This window comes from Vreelandella zhaodongensis (genome assembly GCF_013415115.1).
Classification (GTDB): Bacteria; Pseudomonadota; Gammaproteobacteria; order Pseudomonadales; family Halomonadaceae; genus Vreelandella; species Vreelandella zhaodongensis.
The window spans coordinates 262,766-277,648 of sequence record NZ_JACCDD010000001.1 but is presented as its reverse complement, the minus strand read 5'-3'; the positions used below and the strand labels follow the sequence as shown (position 1 = coordinate 277,648).

The 14,883-nt window shown below is 52.1% G+C and carries 20 protein-coding genes; 11 read left to right on the top strand and 9 right to left on the bottom strand.

Annotation, left to right across the window (positions count from 1 at the left end):
- Position 1: 1 nt before the first annotated feature.
- From hisG to HZS79_RS01145, 8 genes are all read right to left on the bottom strand, one after another.
- The gene (gene hisG, locus HZS79_RS01180) at positions 2–655 is read right to left on the bottom strand and encodes an ATP phosphoribosyltransferase (RefSeq protein ID WP_162217552.1); all 654 of its coding nucleotides are present in this window, start codon (positions 653–655) and stop codon (positions 2–4) included.
- A gap of 28 nt (positions 656–683) precedes the next feature.
- Positions 684–1,946, bottom strand: a complete 1,263-nt coding sequence (murA, locus tag HZS79_RS01175) for a UDP-N-acetylglucosamine 1-carboxyvinyltransferase (RefSeq protein ID WP_162217551.1) — start codon at positions 1,944–1,946, stop codon at positions 684–686.
- 11 nt (positions 1,947–1,957) lie between these two features.
- Positions 1,958–2,209 (bottom strand): BolA family protein, encoded by a 252-nt coding sequence (locus HZS79_RS01170; protein WP_162217550.1) that lies wholly within the window; start codon positions 2,207–2,209, stop codon positions 1,958–1,960.
- Positions 2,210–2,317: 108 nt separating this feature from the next.
- A complete protein-coding gene (locus HZS79_RS01165; RefSeq protein WP_179926861.1) occupies positions 2,318–2,650 on the bottom strand; it encodes an STAS domain-containing protein in 333 nt (110 codons plus the stop codon).
- Positions 2,647–3,306: an MlaC/ttg2D family ABC transporter substrate-binding protein gene (locus HZS79_RS01160; RefSeq protein WP_179926860.1), complete on the bottom strand. Its 660-nt coding sequence runs from the start codon at positions 3,304–3,306 to the stop codon at positions 2,647–2,649. The genes HZS79_RS01165 and HZS79_RS01160 overlap by 4 nt, the downstream gene beginning before the upstream one ends.
- 38 nt (positions 3,307–3,344) lie before the next feature.
- Positions 3,345–3,809 (bottom strand): outer membrane lipid asymmetry maintenance protein MlaD, encoded by a 465-nt coding sequence (gene mlaD / locus HZS79_RS01155; RefSeq protein ID WP_162217547.1) that lies wholly within the window; start codon positions 3,807–3,809, stop codon positions 3,345–3,347.
- A gap of 16 nt (positions 3,810–3,825) precedes the next feature.
- Complete coding sequence (gene mlaE, locus HZS79_RS01150; RefSeq protein WP_162217546.1) at positions 3,826–4,626, bottom strand: lipid asymmetry maintenance ABC transporter permease subunit MlaE; 801 nt, start codon at positions 4,624–4,626, stop codon at positions 3,826–3,828.
- On the bottom strand, positions 4,627–5,448 hold the full coding sequence (locus HZS79_RS01145; RefSeq protein ID WP_179926859.1) for an ATP-binding cassette domain-containing protein: 822 nt from the start codon (positions 5,446–5,448) through the stop codon (positions 4,627–4,629).
- A gap of 280 nt (positions 5,449–5,728) precedes the next feature.
- Here HZS79_RS01145 and HZS79_RS01140 point away from each other — a divergent pair, with 280 nt between their 5' ends.
- From HZS79_RS01140 to HZS79_RS01095, 10 genes are all read left to right on the top strand, one after another.
- Complete coding sequence (locus HZS79_RS01140) at positions 5,729–6,715, top strand: KpsF/GutQ family sugar-phosphate isomerase (RefSeq protein WP_162217544.1); 987 nt, start codon at positions 5,729–5,731, stop codon at positions 6,713–6,715.
- Positions 6,716–6,742: 27 nt separating this feature from the next.
- The gene (locus tag HZS79_RS01135; RefSeq protein ID WP_162217543.1) at positions 6,743–7,285 is read left to right on the top strand and encodes a KdsC family phosphatase; all 543 of its coding nucleotides are present in this window, start codon (positions 6,743–6,745) and stop codon (positions 7,283–7,285) included.
- Entirely contained in the window at positions 7,285–7,869 is a 585-nt protein-coding gene (gene lptC / locus HZS79_RS01130) for an LPS export ABC transporter periplasmic protein LptC (RefSeq protein WP_162217542.1), read from the top strand. The genes HZS79_RS01135 and lptC overlap by 1 nt, the downstream gene beginning before the upstream one ends.
- A complete protein-coding gene (lptA, locus tag HZS79_RS01125; protein WP_162217541.1) occupies positions 7,866–8,375 on the top strand; it encodes a lipopolysaccharide transport periplasmic protein LptA in 510 nt (169 codons plus the stop codon). The genes lptC and lptA overlap by 4 nt, the downstream gene beginning before the upstream one ends.
- A gap of 28 nt (positions 8,376–8,403) precedes the next feature.
- Entirely contained in the window at positions 8,404–9,186 is a 783-nt protein-coding gene (gene lptB, locus HZS79_RS01120; RefSeq protein WP_162217661.1) for an LPS export ABC transporter ATP-binding protein, read from the top strand.
- Positions 9,187–9,291: 105 nt separating this feature from the next.
- Entirely contained in the window at positions 9,292–10,710 is a 1,419-nt protein-coding gene (locus HZS79_RS01115; RefSeq protein WP_162217540.1) for an RNA polymerase factor sigma-54, read from the top strand.
- A gap of 98 nt (positions 10,711–10,808) precedes the next feature.
- Positions 10,809–11,117: a ribosome hibernation-promoting factor, HPF/YfiA family gene (gene hpf, locus HZS79_RS01110; protein WP_162217539.1), complete on the top strand. Its 309-nt coding sequence runs from the start codon at positions 10,809–10,811 to the stop codon at positions 11,115–11,117.
- Positions 11,118–11,121: 4 nt separating this feature from the next.
- Positions 11,122–11,595, top strand: a complete 474-nt coding sequence (locus HZS79_RS01105) for a PTS sugar transporter subunit IIA (protein WP_162217538.1) — start codon at positions 11,122–11,124, stop codon at positions 11,593–11,595.
- A gap of 83 nt (positions 11,596–11,678) precedes the next feature.
- The gene (rapZ, locus tag HZS79_RS01100; RefSeq protein ID WP_179926858.1) at positions 11,679–12,599 is read left to right on the top strand and encodes an RNase adapter RapZ; all 921 of its coding nucleotides are present in this window, start codon (positions 11,679–11,681) and stop codon (positions 12,597–12,599) included.
- A 47-nt stretch (positions 12,600–12,646) separates the two neighbouring features.
- Entirely contained in the window at positions 12,647–12,916 is a 270-nt protein-coding gene (locus HZS79_RS01095) for an HPr family phosphocarrier protein (RefSeq protein ID WP_162217536.1), read from the top strand.
- Positions 12,917–12,922: 6 nt separating this feature from the next.
- On the opposite strand, the gene pmbA is transcribed toward HZS79_RS01095, so the two are convergent.
- Positions 12,923–14,263, bottom strand: a complete 1,341-nt coding sequence (gene pmbA / locus HZS79_RS01090) for a metalloprotease PmbA (RefSeq protein ID WP_179926857.1) — start codon at positions 14,261–14,263, stop codon at positions 12,923–12,925.
- A 96-nt stretch (positions 14,264–14,359) separates the two neighbouring features.
- Between pmbA and yjgA the strand changes: the two genes are divergently transcribed.
- A complete protein-coding gene (yjgA, locus tag HZS79_RS01085) occupies positions 14,360–14,881 on the top strand; it encodes a ribosome biogenesis factor YjgA (protein WP_162217534.1) in 522 nt (173 codons plus the stop codon).
- The last annotated feature ends 2 nt before the right edge of the window (positions 14,882–14,883 follow it).

Sequence of the window (14,883 nt, the reverse complement as noted above, 5' to 3'; positions counted from 1 at the left end):
GTCATTCAATAGGCTGAGTCTGGCGCTGTTTAACCGCACTTTCTAAACGAGCCAATAATGGCTTAATTCGGTCATGCTTCATGGTCATGGATGCTTTGTTCACCACCAAGCGCGTGCTGATATGGGCAATCAACTCACGGGGCTCCATGCCATTGGCGCGCAGTGTATTGCCGGTATCGACGATATCGACAATCTCATCAGCTAAGTTCATTAAGGGTGCAAGCTCCATTGCACCATATAACTTGATGACTTCTGCCTGAATGCCCTGCTCTGCGTAATAGCGGCGAGCCACATTGACAAACTTCGTGGCAACACGGCGGCGCGCAGTGGCCGGAGGCTGATCCGTGACACCCGCCGTCATCAGTTTGCAACGTGCTATATCCAGGTCTAGCGGCTCATATAAGCCCTCTGCTCCATGCTCAAGCAGCACATCCTTGCCCGCGATTCCCACGTCTGCTGCCCCCAGCTGCACATAGGTCGGCACATCGGTTGCCCGAATGATAACCAACTTCACATCTGGCAAATTGGTATCAAACAACAGCTTACGGCTTTTACCCAAATCTTCTGCAGGGGTTATCCCTGCATCTGCCAGCAGTGGCAGTGTTTCGTCCAAAATACGCCCTTTTGAAAGGGCTAAGATCAGTTGCTTACTCATTGTTCAGGCCAATGGTTAATAACATGGCTTAGCCAGGAATACGGCGAATGCGCGCACCCAGCAGCTGTAATTTTTCCTCAATACACTCATAACCACGGTCAATGTGATAAATGCGGTCTACCAAGGTTTCGCCCTCGGCCATCATTGCCGCGATCACCAATGAAGCTGACGCACGAAGATCAGTAGCCATGACTGGCGCACCAGAAAGCTTTTCTACGCCTTCAATCAGTGCCGTATTGCCTTCAAGGACAATATTTGCGCCCATTCGGTTGAGCTCTTGGACGTGCATGAAACGGTTCTCAAAGATCGTTTCAACCACCCGTGAGTGGCCGGCCGCTACCGCATTCATTGCGACAAATTGTGCTTGCATATCGGTGGGAAAAGCAGGGTAAGGCGCCGTGCGAATATTAACGGCTTTAGGACGCTTGCCGTGCATGTCCAGCGCTATCCAGTCATCGCCACTGGTGATCTCGGCACCCGCTTCTTCAAGCTTCGCCAGAACAGCTTCTAAGATATCAGCGCGGGTGCGCTTGACCTTCACACGCCCCCCCGTCATGGCAGCTGCCACTAAAAAAGTGCCCGTTTCAATACGGTCAGGCATCACATCATGCTCGCAGCCATGTAGTGATTCAACGCCTTCGATCACGATAGTATCAGTGCCATGACCACGAATATTGGCACCCATCTTGATCAAGCACTCTGCGAGATCGACAATTTCTGGCTCACGCGCTGCATTCTCAAGAATAGTAGTGCCTTCCGCGAGAGTAGCCGCCATCAACAGATTTTCAGTGCCAGTCACCGTTACCGTATCGAAAAAGATAGTGGCACCTTTCAGGCGCCCATCAACACGGGCGCGAATGTAGCCTGACTCGACGCGAATCTCAGCACCCATCGCCTCAAGACCCCGAATATGCAAATCAACAGGGCGAGAACCTATTGCACAACCACCCGGCAGGGATACATCCGCTTTACCGAAATGCGCCAACAACGGGCCAAGCACCAGAATGGAAGCCCGCATCTTCTTGACCAGCTCGTAAGGGGCGTGACACTGAGTCACTTGGGAGCCATCCAGCTGAATACTAAGCTTTTCTCCCATCACTGGCTCGACACCCATACGCCCCAGTAGCTCCAGGGTAGTCGTGATGTCTTGCAGGTGGGGCAAATTACCAATGATCACAGGGCCATCGGCCAGCAGGCTCGCACATAAAATCGGCAACGCTGCATTCTTTGCACCGCTGACCCACACTTCACCATCCACCGACCCATTGCCGGTAATAATTAGTTTATCCATGGAGGCAGCCGTTACTGAGCGTTTGCCGACGCAGTTTGCCACTGCGTCGGAGTAAACGTTTTAATACTGATGGCGTGAAGTGCGCCCGAGGCAATTTCCTCGCTCAGCGCTGCGTAAACCAACTGCTGCCGCTTGACAGGAGAAAGACCTTCAAAGGCTTCGCCTACCGCAATCACCTGAAAATTACAGCCTTCACCCTGGATATGAAAATCACACCCATTGATGCGGGATTCAAGCAGTGCTTTTACCTCGTTGGGTTGCATAGGACAGAAAACTCCTTTGGGATCTAAAATAGTCAGATGAACGAAATAACTCAGAATAGGAGAGCATGATAAAGAAAAGCAGCGGACTTGGCGATGCTCGACAGCGGCTCACGCTTCGGCGTTGGGCGATTTTATCAATGCATCTAGCTCAGCTAGCGACGCCAGACGCTCCAGTGGCGCTGACAGTGCAATAGACTGGACAACAATTCCCTGGGAGTGGCAGGCGCGCAACCATTCAAATAACACGCTAATCGCTGCACTACTCGCCTTGGTAACACCTGAGAAATCAAAAGCAACGTTAGTTAACGCAGCTTTCTTAAGCCATTTAACGCCTGCAGCGGCCACCTCGGCCGCTGCATTTACGTGCACATCTCCTTTAATGACCAGCGAATGCGATTGTGCGGTCAAAGAGAGGTTGGGCTGGGCTAGCAATACGGTCACGCATCGCCCCCTTGTTCAAGCTCATCAACACCGATCTCAGGCGACCAGTTACGAATAACAGCATCATAGTCCCGATTATTCTCGCGCATTGACTGGTCAAACTGGTTACGGAAGGTTAGTCCTAGATTAATGCCATTAACGATCACATTGACAACCTTCCACTCGCCGTCAGAAAGCCGAAGGCTGTAGCTGACAGGGTATACCTGACCATTATTGGCAACGACTTCCATATCGACACTCGCTTGATCTTCGTGGCGCTGACCTCGTTGATCGCTCAGCACACGAATCTCATCATAGTCGAAGGTCACCAGCCCACGGGTGTACGTATCAATCAGCGTTTGACGAAACACATCGGCAAATCTGCTGCGCTGTTCGGGGGTGGCATTGCGGAAGTAGCTGCCCATAACGCTGGCACCTATATAACGAAAATCAGCCACCTCATCCAAACTATCGTTGACTAACGCTTTTAGCTCATCAAGGTTGTTGGCGTAGTACTCTTCCCTTCCATCAAGCTGCTGCATGAATTCATTAATATTTTCACGGATCAATGCTTCAGGCGACTTCGACTGCGCCTGAGCAGCAACGGGCAAAAACATCGCCACCAGCGCCAATAAAGCTAACCACTGACGAATCAACATCACGCTATTTTGTTTCATGGAAACCACCTCATTGCGACAAAAAGAGTCCAACATGCCTAGTTACTTACCATATTGGATATAAATTGCTGAATAAGTTCTTCAAGCACTAACGCCGACTGCGTATCTCGAATAATGTCTCCATCCTCTAGTACATCTGGGTCACCACCAATACTGAGGCCGATATACTGCTCACCCAGCAAACCTGCCGTCAAAATGGCAGCTGTCGTATCGCGGGAAAGCTGACCTTCTAGATCACTATTCAGGCGTAGTACAACCCGTGCGTCATACCATTCAGGATCAAGCTCAATGGCCTCCACTCTACCAACGGTAACACCAGCCATTGTGACGCGAGCACGCGGCTTCAATCCGCCAATATTGGAAAAGTTGGCCTCAACTCGAAATGTGTCTGACGGCGCTGAGAGCGTCATTCCACTGACACGCAAGCCTAGGAAGACAAGCCCCAAAATCCCCACTAGCATAAACAGGCCAACACCAAACTCCATGGTTTTACTGCGCTTCATGTAACTGCTCCACCTATCAAAGACCGCCGAACATGACAGCGGTTAACACAAAATCAAGCCCCAAAACAGCAAGCGATGAATACACCACCGTGCGCGTTGTGGCACGGGAGATACCTTCAGACGTAGGCACCAGGTCGTACCCCTGAAACACCGCTATCCAAGTAACCACTAGCGCAAATACCAAGCTTTTGATGATGCCATTGCCAATATCATTAATAAACGACACGCTAGCCTGCATATTGCTCCAATAAGAGCCCTCAAAGACACCCAGCCATTCCACGCCTACCAAGTACCCCCCCCAAATACCCACCACGCTAAAGCCAATGGTAAGGATCGGGAGTGAGACGAACCCTGCCCACAACCTGGGGGCCACCACGCGACGGAGCGGGTCAACACCGATCATCTCCATACTGGTAAGCTGCTCGGTTGCCTTCATAAGGCCAATCTCTGCCGTTAATGCTGAGCCTGCGCGCCCTGCAAACAGCAGTGCCGCCACTACCGGCGCTAACTCCCGCAGCAGCGAAAGTGCCACCATTTGCCCCAGCGCCTGCTCTGCTCCGAAGTCCACTAAAATAGTGTACCCCTGCAGCGCCAGCACCATGCCAATAAACAGCCCAGAGACCAGTACAATGGCAAGCGATAAAACGCCCACAAAGTGCATTTGCCGTAGCCACAGAGACCAGCCTTCCCGTGAAGGCACGCCCACTGCAGACTGCGCTAAAAAGATGCCTGCGCGCCCCAGCGACTCCATGGTGTCACACCCTTTGCGCCCCAGTCGGGCAATGCGTGCAGCGCTATATTTAATGTTTGATTGCATTTAACGTGCCTTCACTGCAGATGCTTGGCCCAAAATATCGCGATAAAATGTCTCGGCGGGATAGTGAAACGGTACCGGCCCATCTGGCTCGCCATGAATAAACTGGCTTACCCGAGGATCTTGGTTCGCGTCTAACGTATGTGGAGTGCCGTACGCCACCACTTGCCCATCGGCAATAAGATACAGATAGTCTGCGATACTGAGGGTCTCTTTTATATCGTGTGACACGATAACCGAGGTGAGCGCCAGCGCTTGGTTAAGCCGCTTGATTAACTGCACAAGCACACCCATGGAAATGGGATCCTGTCCAACAAAGGGCTCATCGTAGAGGATTAGCTCTGGGTCAAGCGCCACCGCTCTCGCTAACGCAACACGCCTTGCCATGCCGCCAGAAAGCTCAGCAGGCGACAAATTCCTTGCCCCCCGCAATCCAACCGCCTGAAGCTTCAGCATCACAAGGTCGCGTACCATAGGATCAGGGAGGTTCGTGTGCACACGTAAGGGGAATGCCACATTTTCGTACACATCCAAGTCTGAAAAAAGCGCGCCGCTCTGAAACAACATGCCCATTCGTTTACGTAGCGTGAATAGTGCTTTGCGTGAAAGGCGATGCACATCCTGACCATCAATCCTGACTCGGCCACGATCCGGCGTAAGCTGGCCACCAATCAACTTTAGAAGCGTTGTTTTCCCGGTACCGCTTGGCCCCATGATAGCCGTTACCTTCCCGCGAGGAATCGTCATGTTAATGCCACGGAAAATCTCGTGGTCGCCTCGCGAGAAGTACAAATCTTCAATTTCTATGAAGGGAACATCTGTCATGGGCTGAATAACCTTCATTGTCGTTTTATTGCGGCAGACATAGCATTGATTGCATGCGTATCGGAGCGTTTTAAAAAACAGTGTTTTCGAAATATTATCGAACATCGTATCCTAACGCTACCCACAGTAATAGTCGCCCTAATCGTCGCTGCTGAAATGGTGGCTTAGCTTGGTAACACAACGTTTAAGCCGCTTTGCCCTTCGAGGCTTACCTACAAACCGCGTCAAGATGTTATTCTTACTAACCTACTTTTGACCGTTGATAAGAATGAGACTGCCCATGCGCCAGCCACTCTCTACACCCAGCAAATTGCGTGAAAGTGCGCTGCGCACCTTGCAAATTGAGCAAGCCGCTATCGGCGGTCTGCAAGCCAAGCTTGATGAAAGCTTTGACCACGCCTGCGAACTAATCCTGGCATGCCAAGGCCGTGTCGTAGTTACCGGCATGGGAAAATCGGGGCATATTGCGGGTAAGCTGGCAGCCACATTGGCAAGCACTGGCACACCTGCTTTTTTCGTTCACCCCGGCGAAGCTAGCCATGGCGACCTCGGCATGATCACCCGTACTGATGTCGTGTTAGCACTGTCCAACTCGGGAGAAACCGCCGAAGTCACCGCACTACTCCCACTGCTTAAACGCCTAGGCACGCCACTTGTCAGTATGACGGGGCGCCCTGGCTCAACGCTGGCAAAACACGCTGATGCACACCTTAATAGCGGCGTTGAACGCGAAGCATGCCCGCTTGATTTAGCGCCGACGAGCTCAACCACTGCCGCGCTTGCTCTGGGAGACGCTCTAGCTGTTGCTCTGCTAGAAGCACGGGGATTTACCGCTGAAGACTTCGCCCTTTCACACCCAGGGGGCAGCTTAGGCAAACGCCTACTACTGCGGGTTAAAGACCTAATGCACGATGGCTCACGGCTTCCACAAGTTGCACTTGGCAGCCCGCTTCGAGATGCGTTGTTAGAAATCACCCGCCAAGGCCTCGGCTTTACCTGTGTAGTTGACAGTGATGGTCGCCTTGCCGGTGTATATACCGATGGCGATCTTCGTCGAACGCTAGACCAATTTCATGATCTGCGGGGTGTACGGGTAGATGATGTTATGACCCGCCCCGGAAAACGTATTGGGCCGGACGTATTGGCCGCGGAAGCCGTACGCATTATGGAAGACAGTCGCATTACCGCACTGGCCGTTGTCGATGCACAACAGCGCCCCATTGGCGCGCTGCACATGCACGACTTGCTCGCCAGCGGCGTAATATAATTTTCTACTCTGACAAACGGAGGTTTTATGGCCCTACCTGACGCTCTACAAGACCGACTTCGCCGCGTAAAACTGCTGGCTATCGATGTCGATGGTGTACTGACTGACGGCCGCCTGTATTTTCAAGCCGACGGTATCGAAATCAAAGCATTTCATACCCAGGACGGCCACGGCCTTAAATTATTAAAGCGTGTTGGCGTTCATGTCGCCCTTATTACAGGGCGCGACTCTCCCATGGTTAGCCAGCGTGCCGCTGCCTTAGGTATCGCTCACGTGCACCAAGGCTGCGAAGACAAGCTCACTACCCTGCGAGCGCTCTGCCAGCGGCTAGACATCAGCCTAGAGCAAGTTGCCTACTGCGGTGACGACCTACCCGACCTTGCTGCTATTAAGCGCGCAGGCGTTGGCATCACCGTACCTAACGCACCTGACTACATGCACACCCATGCCGACTGGATAACGGAACGCCTTGGCGGCCACGGCGCTGTGCGTGAAATTTGCGACACGCTGCTCATGTCGCAAGGCCACTGGGATGCCGTACTCGACACGTACTTACACGGCCAGTCGTAATGCGTTCCCGAGTTAAAAAACGCATCTGGCTGACAGGCATGGTCGTTGCGTTGGGTGGCTTTCTAGTATGGCTGGATCCACGCGGACCTAGAGATCAGGTAGTTGACCCTGACGCCATGGCCCAGGAGCCCGGCCATGTGCTGGAAAACGCAGAAATCACCTTATTCGGGGAAACCGGCGCGATAAAACAGTCGTTGGTGACGTCGCACTTGGTGTACACCCCCCAGACTGCTATCACTGACCTCACATCCCCACGTGCCGTGCTTTTCGATAGTGAACAGCGCCAGTGGCTAGCGACTGCCGACACAGGCACGCTAAACACAGATACCCAGGCGCTGACATTAGCTGGCTCTGCACAGCTATTGGCTCCCGACGAGGGTTGGCAGTTAGATACCGAATTATTACGCTATGATGGCATGACACGTCATGCCTGGAGCGAAGCTCCTGCCGTGCTGCAGCAGCCTCCTCAGCGCATCGACGCATCACGTATGGATGTATGGCTGGATAACAGTCAAGTCCGCTTAACTAACAACGTGCGCGGCGTTCATCCGCCTGCCACTCGCTCCCACCAGGAGGCGCGATGAATGCTTTGATTCGTAATGCTCTGTTTGCTTTAACGATTCCGCTATCTGCAGTGGCACTGGCAGTGCCCGCATTGGCACAAAGCCAAGCACCGGTTGAAGTAGAAGCTGACCAGCTAGACCTGGACCAACGGGCAGGCACTGCCGTGTATTCAGGCAACGTCGAGATTCGCCAGGGCAACATGCAACTTCGCGGCGAACGCGTTGAAATTCAGCGCAACGATGCTGGCGAACTGTCGCGCGCCATCGCAACCGGTGAGCGAGCCTACTTACGTAACCAATTAGAAGGCCAATCAACTCCCATGGAAGGTTGGGCCAGAAGAATCATTTATCATGTCGCTGAACGACGTGTAGAACTGATTGATCAAGCCGAATTAACCCAGCAAGGTGACCGCTTTCAGGGCGGCCGCTTAGAGTACTTTATTGACCGAGAAGTTGTTCAGGCACGCTCTGATGTGAGTGGTAGCGAACCTCAGCGTATTCGGATGACTCTTCAGCCGGAACAGTAGGGAGCGACTCTCCGTGACAACACCCACCATGACATCAACACAAACCACGACATCACAGACACCTGATACCGCTGCCCCAGCCAAGTTAAAAACGCTGTATGCCCACCACCTAGCCAAAAGCTATAAGCGCCGCCGAGTGGTTAAGGATATCAACCTAGAAATTACCCAAGGGAGTGTTGTAGGCCTGTTAGGGCCTAATGGTGCAGGGAAAACAACCTCATTTTATATGATTGTCGGCTTGGTAAAATCTGATGCTGGAAAAGTAGGCATTGATGAGGTCGACCTAACGCGCGCGCCCATGCACGAACGTGCCATTGCTGGCATTGGGTATTTACCACAGGAAGCGTCGATTTTTCGCAAGCTATCCGTCGCTGACAACATCATGGCCATACTGGAAACTCGCAAAGGGCTAGACCGCAGCGCTCGAGAGAAACGCCTTGAATCTTTGCTAGAAGATTTTCACATTACGCATATTCGTGACAATCTCGGCATGAGCCTTTCCGGCGGAGAACGCAGACGTGTTGAGATTGCCCGCTCGCTCGCCACTGAGCCGGCGTTCATATTACTTGATGAGCCATTTGCAGGCGTTGACCCTATTTCTGTAGGCGATATTAAAACGATTATTCGCGCACTTAAAAAGCGTCATATCGGCGTCCTAATCACCGACCACAATGTTCGCGAAACGCTGGATATTTGTGACATTGCCTACATTGTTGGCGACGGTCACATCATTGCTAGCGGCAAGCCCCAGGAAATCCTTAATAACCAAAAAGTCAGAGACGTGTATTTAGGCGCTGATTTTCGCCTGTAAACAGGCACCTGCAAAAAAAATAGTGCTAATGGCATGCTTATTGCACTTGCACCAAGCCATAACTCGCACTAGGGTGAAGCTTTCTGATTAACGAGTGGTTCTCAGATGGTCATGAAAGCTTCTCTTCAATTGCGTATCGGTACACAGCTGACCATGACTCCTCAGCTGCAGCAAGCCATCGCCTTGCTACAGCTATCGACGCTGGACCTCCGTCAAGAAATTCAGCAAGCCCTCGACGCCAACCCCATGCTTGAGCAAGAGGATGAGTTTGGTGAACAAGCGGTCAGCGAGCCACAGGAAGCAGAATGGTCTGACAGTATTCCTAACGAACTCTCTGTTGACAGTGATTGGTCTGACACTTACCAGGACATGGGAAATTACAGCGGCAGCAGTAGTGAAGGTCCTGATTTTGAACGCCAGGCTGCAGGCCAAAGCCTACACAGCCACCTGCTCTGGCAACTTGCCATGACCGATTTCACACCTCGCGATCACGCCATTGCCGAAAGCCTCATTGATGCACTAGACGCCAACGGCTACCTTACCCAGCCGCTTAATGACATTCGTGAAGGTTTAAAATCCCAAGGGCACGAAGGTCTGAGCCAGCGTGAGGTTGAAACCACGCTACTGCGCCTACAACAGTTCGAACCCACTGGTGTATTTGCTCGCGACCTGCGTGAATGCCTAATGCTGCAACTGGCTGCTTTACCAGAAGCAACACCGTTGCTCATGCCAGCCAAAAGGTTGGTGCGCCAGTTCCTCGAAGCCCTCGGTAAAGATGATACCCGTTTGTTAAAACGGCGTTTAAGCCTGGATGATGAACAGCTCGACGATGTTATCCGCTTGATCCGAAGCCTCGATCCACGCCCGGGCAGTGCCTTTGGCACCACCGATGACAGCTATGTAACGCCTGATTTAGTAGTACGGCACGACAATGAAGGCTGGCACCTAGAACTAAACCCGGAAGCACTGCCTCGGCTACGCATACAGCCGGATTACGCAAGCCTTATCAAACGCGCCGACAAAAGCCAAGATAATCAGTTTTTAAAAGAGCATCTCCAAGAAGCACGCTGGCTGATCAAGAGTTTGTCTAGCCGAAACGATACGCTACTACGCGTTGGTCGAGAAATCATTGCGCGACAAATTGGCTTTTTAGAGCACGGTGAAGAGGCCATGAAACCATTGATTCTTGCCGATATTGCCGAAGCTGTGGAGATGCATGAATCCACTATTTCCCGAGTAACCACTCAAAAGTACATTCATACGCCGCGAGGTGTTTTTGAGCTGAAATATTTCTTCTCCAGTCACGTCACTGGACAAGATGGTGGCGATAGCCACTCAAGTACCGCTATTCGCGCACGAATTAAGAAGTTGGTTCAAGATGAGCCGCCAGGCAAACCACTGTCAGACAGCCGTCTGGTAACGCTTTTAGAAGAGAGTGGGGTCAATGTTGCACGCCGGACAGTGGCCAAATATCGTGAGTCAATGGGCATCCCCTCTTCGAGCGAGCGGCGCCGTTTGCGTTAGTAAAACAACGGTTCTGGAACAAACTCGGTTTAAGGGCTTTGCAATAGCGTAAAAAGGGTTACAATCGAAGTACAGTCCGATGGATAAGGAGCACGTCAATGCAAGTTAATATCACTGGTCATCACGTAGAACTGACTGACGCCTTGCGTGACTACGTCAATGAGAAGTTGGAGCGCGTTGAGCGCCATTACGACAACATTACTACCGTACAAGTCACCTTATCTGTTGAGAAGGAGCGCCAGCAAGCTGCCTGCACTCTGCATGCTGCAGGGGCAGACCTCCATGCAGATGCATTAGATAATGATATGTATGCCGCGATTGATGCATTAGCAGACAAAATTGATCGCCAGCTCGTTAAACATAAGGAAAAAGCACAAGCTCGCGCCCAAGGCGCTGGCGTGCGTTAAATCAATGTCGTTGGAAACTATCCTCCCCCCGGAGCGCGTTTTGTATGACGTACCCGGGGGCAGCAAAAAACGGGTGCTGGAGTTTTTCAGCACCTTTATTGCTCAAAACACGCCAAGCCTTGATAGCCAAGAAGTATTTAGCAGACTGATTGGTCGCGAACGTCTCGGCAGCACAGGGATAGGCAACGGGGTTGCTATCCCTCATGCCCGAAGCCCTCACTGCAGCTCACCCATTGCTGGTTTTTTAAAACTTGCAGAGCCTGTCGACTTTGATGCTATTGATGGCGACCCAGTTGATCTCGTCTTTGTTCTACTGGTACCAGAAGAAGCAGATGACACTCATCTAGCACTACTCGGGCAAGTGGCATCTATCATGAATAATGTCGATACACGCCAGCAGCTCCGTAAGGCAGCTAGCCAGCGGGAGTTGCTAGATTTTTTAACGTCAAAAATCCGTGAGCAACTCGCTTCACAATAGCTTGCTTCATTTTCGACAAGATATTGCGACCCGCTATCCTTTAGCTCATCTAATTTTTTAATTGGCAAGCCCAGAGAATTTCTATGCAACTGGTGATCATTAGCGGCCGCTCAGGGTCCGGTAAATCTATCGCCTTACAAGCGTTAGAAGATCTTGGATACTATGCCATCGACAACTTGCCCGCCATGCTACTGGGCTCACTCATCGACGAATTACGGGAGCAAGGGGATCGCACGCAGTTAGCGGTCAGCATCGACGCGCGTAATTTACCAACGGCCCTTAAACAGCTGCCGACATTTCTTGAAGCGCTTCGTGAACGGGAAATTCGTCTTCAGGTTGTCTACCTAACGACTGACGCCCGTATTCTTTTGGAGCGTTATTCGGCAACGCGGCGACGCCATCCCCTTACACGGGATAGCGATATGACGCTTGAAGAAGCGATCAATAAGGAAGAAGAGACGCTACTCGAAATACGCGATCTTGCTGACTTGATGATCGACACGTCGCGCCTTTCGGTTCATGACCTGCGCCGCCGCATTACTGACCAGGTCGCACAGCACCGCAAAGATCAGCTCACACTGACATTCGAATCATTTGGCTATAAGCGCGGTGTCCCTCTCGATGCTGATCTTGTGTTCGACGTACGCTGTCTGCCTAACCCGTACTGGGATCCGACTCTGCGCCAATACACAGGACGTGACACCAATATCATTACTTTTTTAAGCGGCTACCCGATGGTGGAAGTAATGAGCAATGATATTCAAACATGGCTGGAGAAGTGGCTACCTGCCTATCAAAATAGTCAACGTAGCTATATGACCGTGGCTATTGGTTGTACAGGCGGCCAACATCGATCTGTTTTTATGGTTGAACAGCTGGCACAAAAACTCGTTAAACTCGCGGGCGAAGTACAACTTCGACATCGGGAGCTAGGGTTACAATATACGCTTAGTGAACAGCCAGCAGAGCCATGTACACCTTCGCAACACACACCTCAAGCATAGCGAGCCAGCAACGCTAGCTACGACCCACTCGGCAAAAAGGAACCAGGGTGCCAGAAAGAACGTTAACACTCACCAATCAGCGTGGCCTTCATGCCCGCGCGGCCACTAAACTGGTCAAGTGTGGCCAACAGTTTTCAGCTAACATCCATGTATACAAGCAGCAGCAGATGGCTGATGCTGCTAACATCATGTCACTTTTGATGTTAGCAGCTCCATGCGGTACTGAGCTAAGAGTCGTTGCCGAAGGCAGTGATGCCGAACAGGCTTTAGAGGCTATCGAAGCGCTGTTCGCAGCACGCTTTGATGAAGAGCTGTAGGGTAGATCAGCTGCCAGCCACTGTCATCGCATCAATTAACCAGCTACCCGTGTGGATACTGCCGCGGGTATCAATATCATCACCTACGCCAATCAAACCAGCAAACATCGTGTTCAAGTTGCCCGCGATAGTGAACTCTTCAATAGGGTACTGCACTTCACCATTCTCAACCCAAAAACCAGCGGCACCTCGCGAGTAATCCCCGGTAACCCCGTTGACGCCTTGCCCCATAAGCTCAGTTACCCAAATACCGCGTCCCATTTGCTTCAGTAACGCATCACGCTGAGTCAATGGTGCCTGTAAACGAAGGTTACGCGCACCACCTGCATTGCCAGTGCTCTGCATCCCTAAACGACGAGCGCTATAGGCCGATAGCATATAGCTGGCGACGCTCCCCTTTTCAATAAAGCGGTTATCACGCGTTTGCACACCTTCAGCATCAAACGGCGAGCTGGCCGTTGCGCCGACCTCCATTGGCCGCTCCTCTAAACCGAACCAATCCGGAAATAGCGGGCTTCCCAGCCGATCACATAGGAAAGAAGCTTCTCGATAAAGTGCACCACCTGCCAATGCCCCCATCAAGTGGCCAATCAAACCACTGGAAAGTGACGGGTCAAATAGCACCGGAAAGGTACCGGTTGGAGGCCGTTGAGCACCTAACCGTCGTAAGGTGCGTGATGCGGCTTCACGTCCTACAGCAGCAGGGGCACGAAGCATAGCGGGGTTGCGCGAGGAGGTGTAGTCAAAATCGCGCTGCATACCCTTCTCATCCTGGGCGATCAGCATGCACGAAAGCGAATGGCTGCTACCCTTCTGCGTACCCAAGAAACCATGACTGTTGGCGTAAACACGCACGCCTTCTCCGCTGGACAGCGACGCGCCTTCCGACTGATGAATGCCCGCCACATCACGTCCAGCCTGCTCACAGGCTAGCGCTAGATCAATTGCTTCATCGGTGGTCAATAGCCAAGGGTGATGTACTTTTAGGTCAGGAAGATCGGTTGCCATCAATGATGCATCCGCCAATCCTGCGGCGGGGTCTTCCCCCGTATAGCGGGCAATCGCCAACGCTTTTTCTACTGCCGCTTTAATGGATGCACTGCTGGCATCCGTTGATGAGGCACTACCTTTGCGCTGACCAACATAAAGCGTCACAGCAATACCTTGATCTCGGGAAAGCTCAACCGTTTCCACCTCGCCGAGGCGCACGCTAACACCCAGCCCTTGATCTACGCTGGCACCTACTTCAGCAGCGTCTGCACCTACTTGTTTAGCCAGCGCCAACGCTTCTTCTGCACGCTGCGTTAACAGTGCCTGCTGGGCCGCCGCATCAAATGCTTGTGCCATATTGGCCTCCTTTTCGCCTGAATCGCATTGGCGAATCAATGTTGTGGTCGCAGCCTGATATAATGCTGCAAACGAAACTAATCAGTGAGTTCTAGTATGCCTAAGCAACGCCCCGAGCCCTTCGAAAACGACGAACAGGAAGAGCGCCCCAGCAAGTCTCAGCTAAAAAGAGAAATGCATGCCCTTCAGGCACTTGGCGAAACACTAATTGCCATGAACCCTGCTGAACGCGCAAAGTTTCCTCTCTCTGACGACATGCTCCGTGCCATTGAGGAAACCGCGCGTATTCGCTCACATGAAGGGCGCCGTCGCCATATGCAGTATGTGGGCAAGCTCATCCGTAAAGAGGATCTTGTCGCCATCCAGAGCGTTTTCGACGCTATCGAGCAGGAAAAAGAGCAGCGTGATCACGCCTTTCATCGACTTGAAAAATGGCGCGACCGCTTAGTCGATGAAGGGGACAGCGCCGTTGACTTATTTATGGACGAATACCCTAACGGTGATCGCCAAGCGCTGCGCCAGCTGGTTCGTAATGCACGCAAAGAGCGCGAGCAAGGCAAACCACCAACCAGTTCACGCAAACTATTTAAACACTTGCGCGATACGCTGGCTCTTTAGCC

Coding starts and splice junctions, on each gene's coding strand:
- HZS79_RS01135 (WP_162217543.1), top strand. CDS start 6,743: ATGGCCCTACCTGACGCTCTACAAGACCGACTTCGCCGCGTAAAACTG.
- lptC (WP_162217542.1), top strand. CDS start 7,285: ATGCGTTCCCGAGTTAAAAAACGCATCTGGCTGACAGGCATGGTCGTT.
- hisG (WP_162217552.1), bottom strand. CDS start 655: ATGAGTAAGCAACTGATCTTAGCCCTTTCAAAAGGGCGTATTTTGGAC.
- HZS79_RS01140 (WP_162217544.1), top strand. CDS start 5,729: ATGCGCCAGCCACTCTCTACACCCAGCAAATTGCGTGAAAGTGCGCTG.
- yjgA (WP_162217534.1), top strand. CDS start 14,360: ATGCCTAAGCAACGCCCCGAGCCCTTCGAAAACGACGAACAGGAAGAG.
- mlaD (WP_162217547.1), bottom strand. CDS start 3,809: ATGAAGCGCAGTAAAACCATGGAGTTTGGTGTTGGCCTGTTTATGCTA.
- hpf (WP_162217539.1), top strand. CDS start 10,809: ATGCAAGTTAATATCACTGGTCATCACGTAGAACTGACTGACGCCTTG.
- HZS79_RS01145 (WP_179926859.1), bottom strand. CDS start 5,448: ATGACAGATGTTCCCTTCATAGAAATTGAAGATTTGTACTTCTCGCGA.
- mlaE (WP_162217546.1), bottom strand. CDS start 4,626: ATGCAATCAAACATTAAATATAGCGCTGCACGCATTGCCCGACTGGGG.
- lptA (WP_162217541.1), top strand. CDS start 7,866: ATGAATGCTTTGATTCGTAATGCTCTGTTTGCTTTAACGATTCCGCTA.
- lptB (WP_162217661.1), top strand. CDS start 8,404: ATGACATCAACACAAACCACGACATCACAGACACCTGATACCGCTGCC.
- HZS79_RS01115 (WP_162217540.1), top strand. CDS start 9,292: ATGGTCATGAAAGCTTCTCTTCAATTGCGTATCGGTACACAGCTGACC.
- HZS79_RS01170 (WP_162217550.1), bottom strand. CDS start 2,209: ATGCAACCCAACGAGGTAAAAGCACTGCTTGAATCCCGCATCAATGGG.
- HZS79_RS01105 (WP_162217538.1), top strand. CDS start 11,122: ATGTCGTTGGAAACTATCCTCCCCCCGGAGCGCGTTTTGTATGACGTA.
- pmbA (WP_179926857.1), bottom strand. CDS start 14,263: ATGGCACAAGCATTTGATGCGGCGGCCCAGCAGGCACTGTTAACGCAG.
- HZS79_RS01160 (WP_179926860.1), bottom strand. CDS start 3,306: ATGAAACAAAATAGCGTGATGTTGATTCGTCAGTGGTTAGCTTTATTG.
- rapZ (WP_179926858.1), top strand. CDS start 11,679: ATGCAACTGGTGATCATTAGCGGCCGCTCAGGGTCCGGTAAATCTATC.
- murA (WP_162217551.1), bottom strand. CDS start 1,946: ATGGATAAACTAATTATTACCGGCAATGGGTCGGTGGATGGTGAAGTG.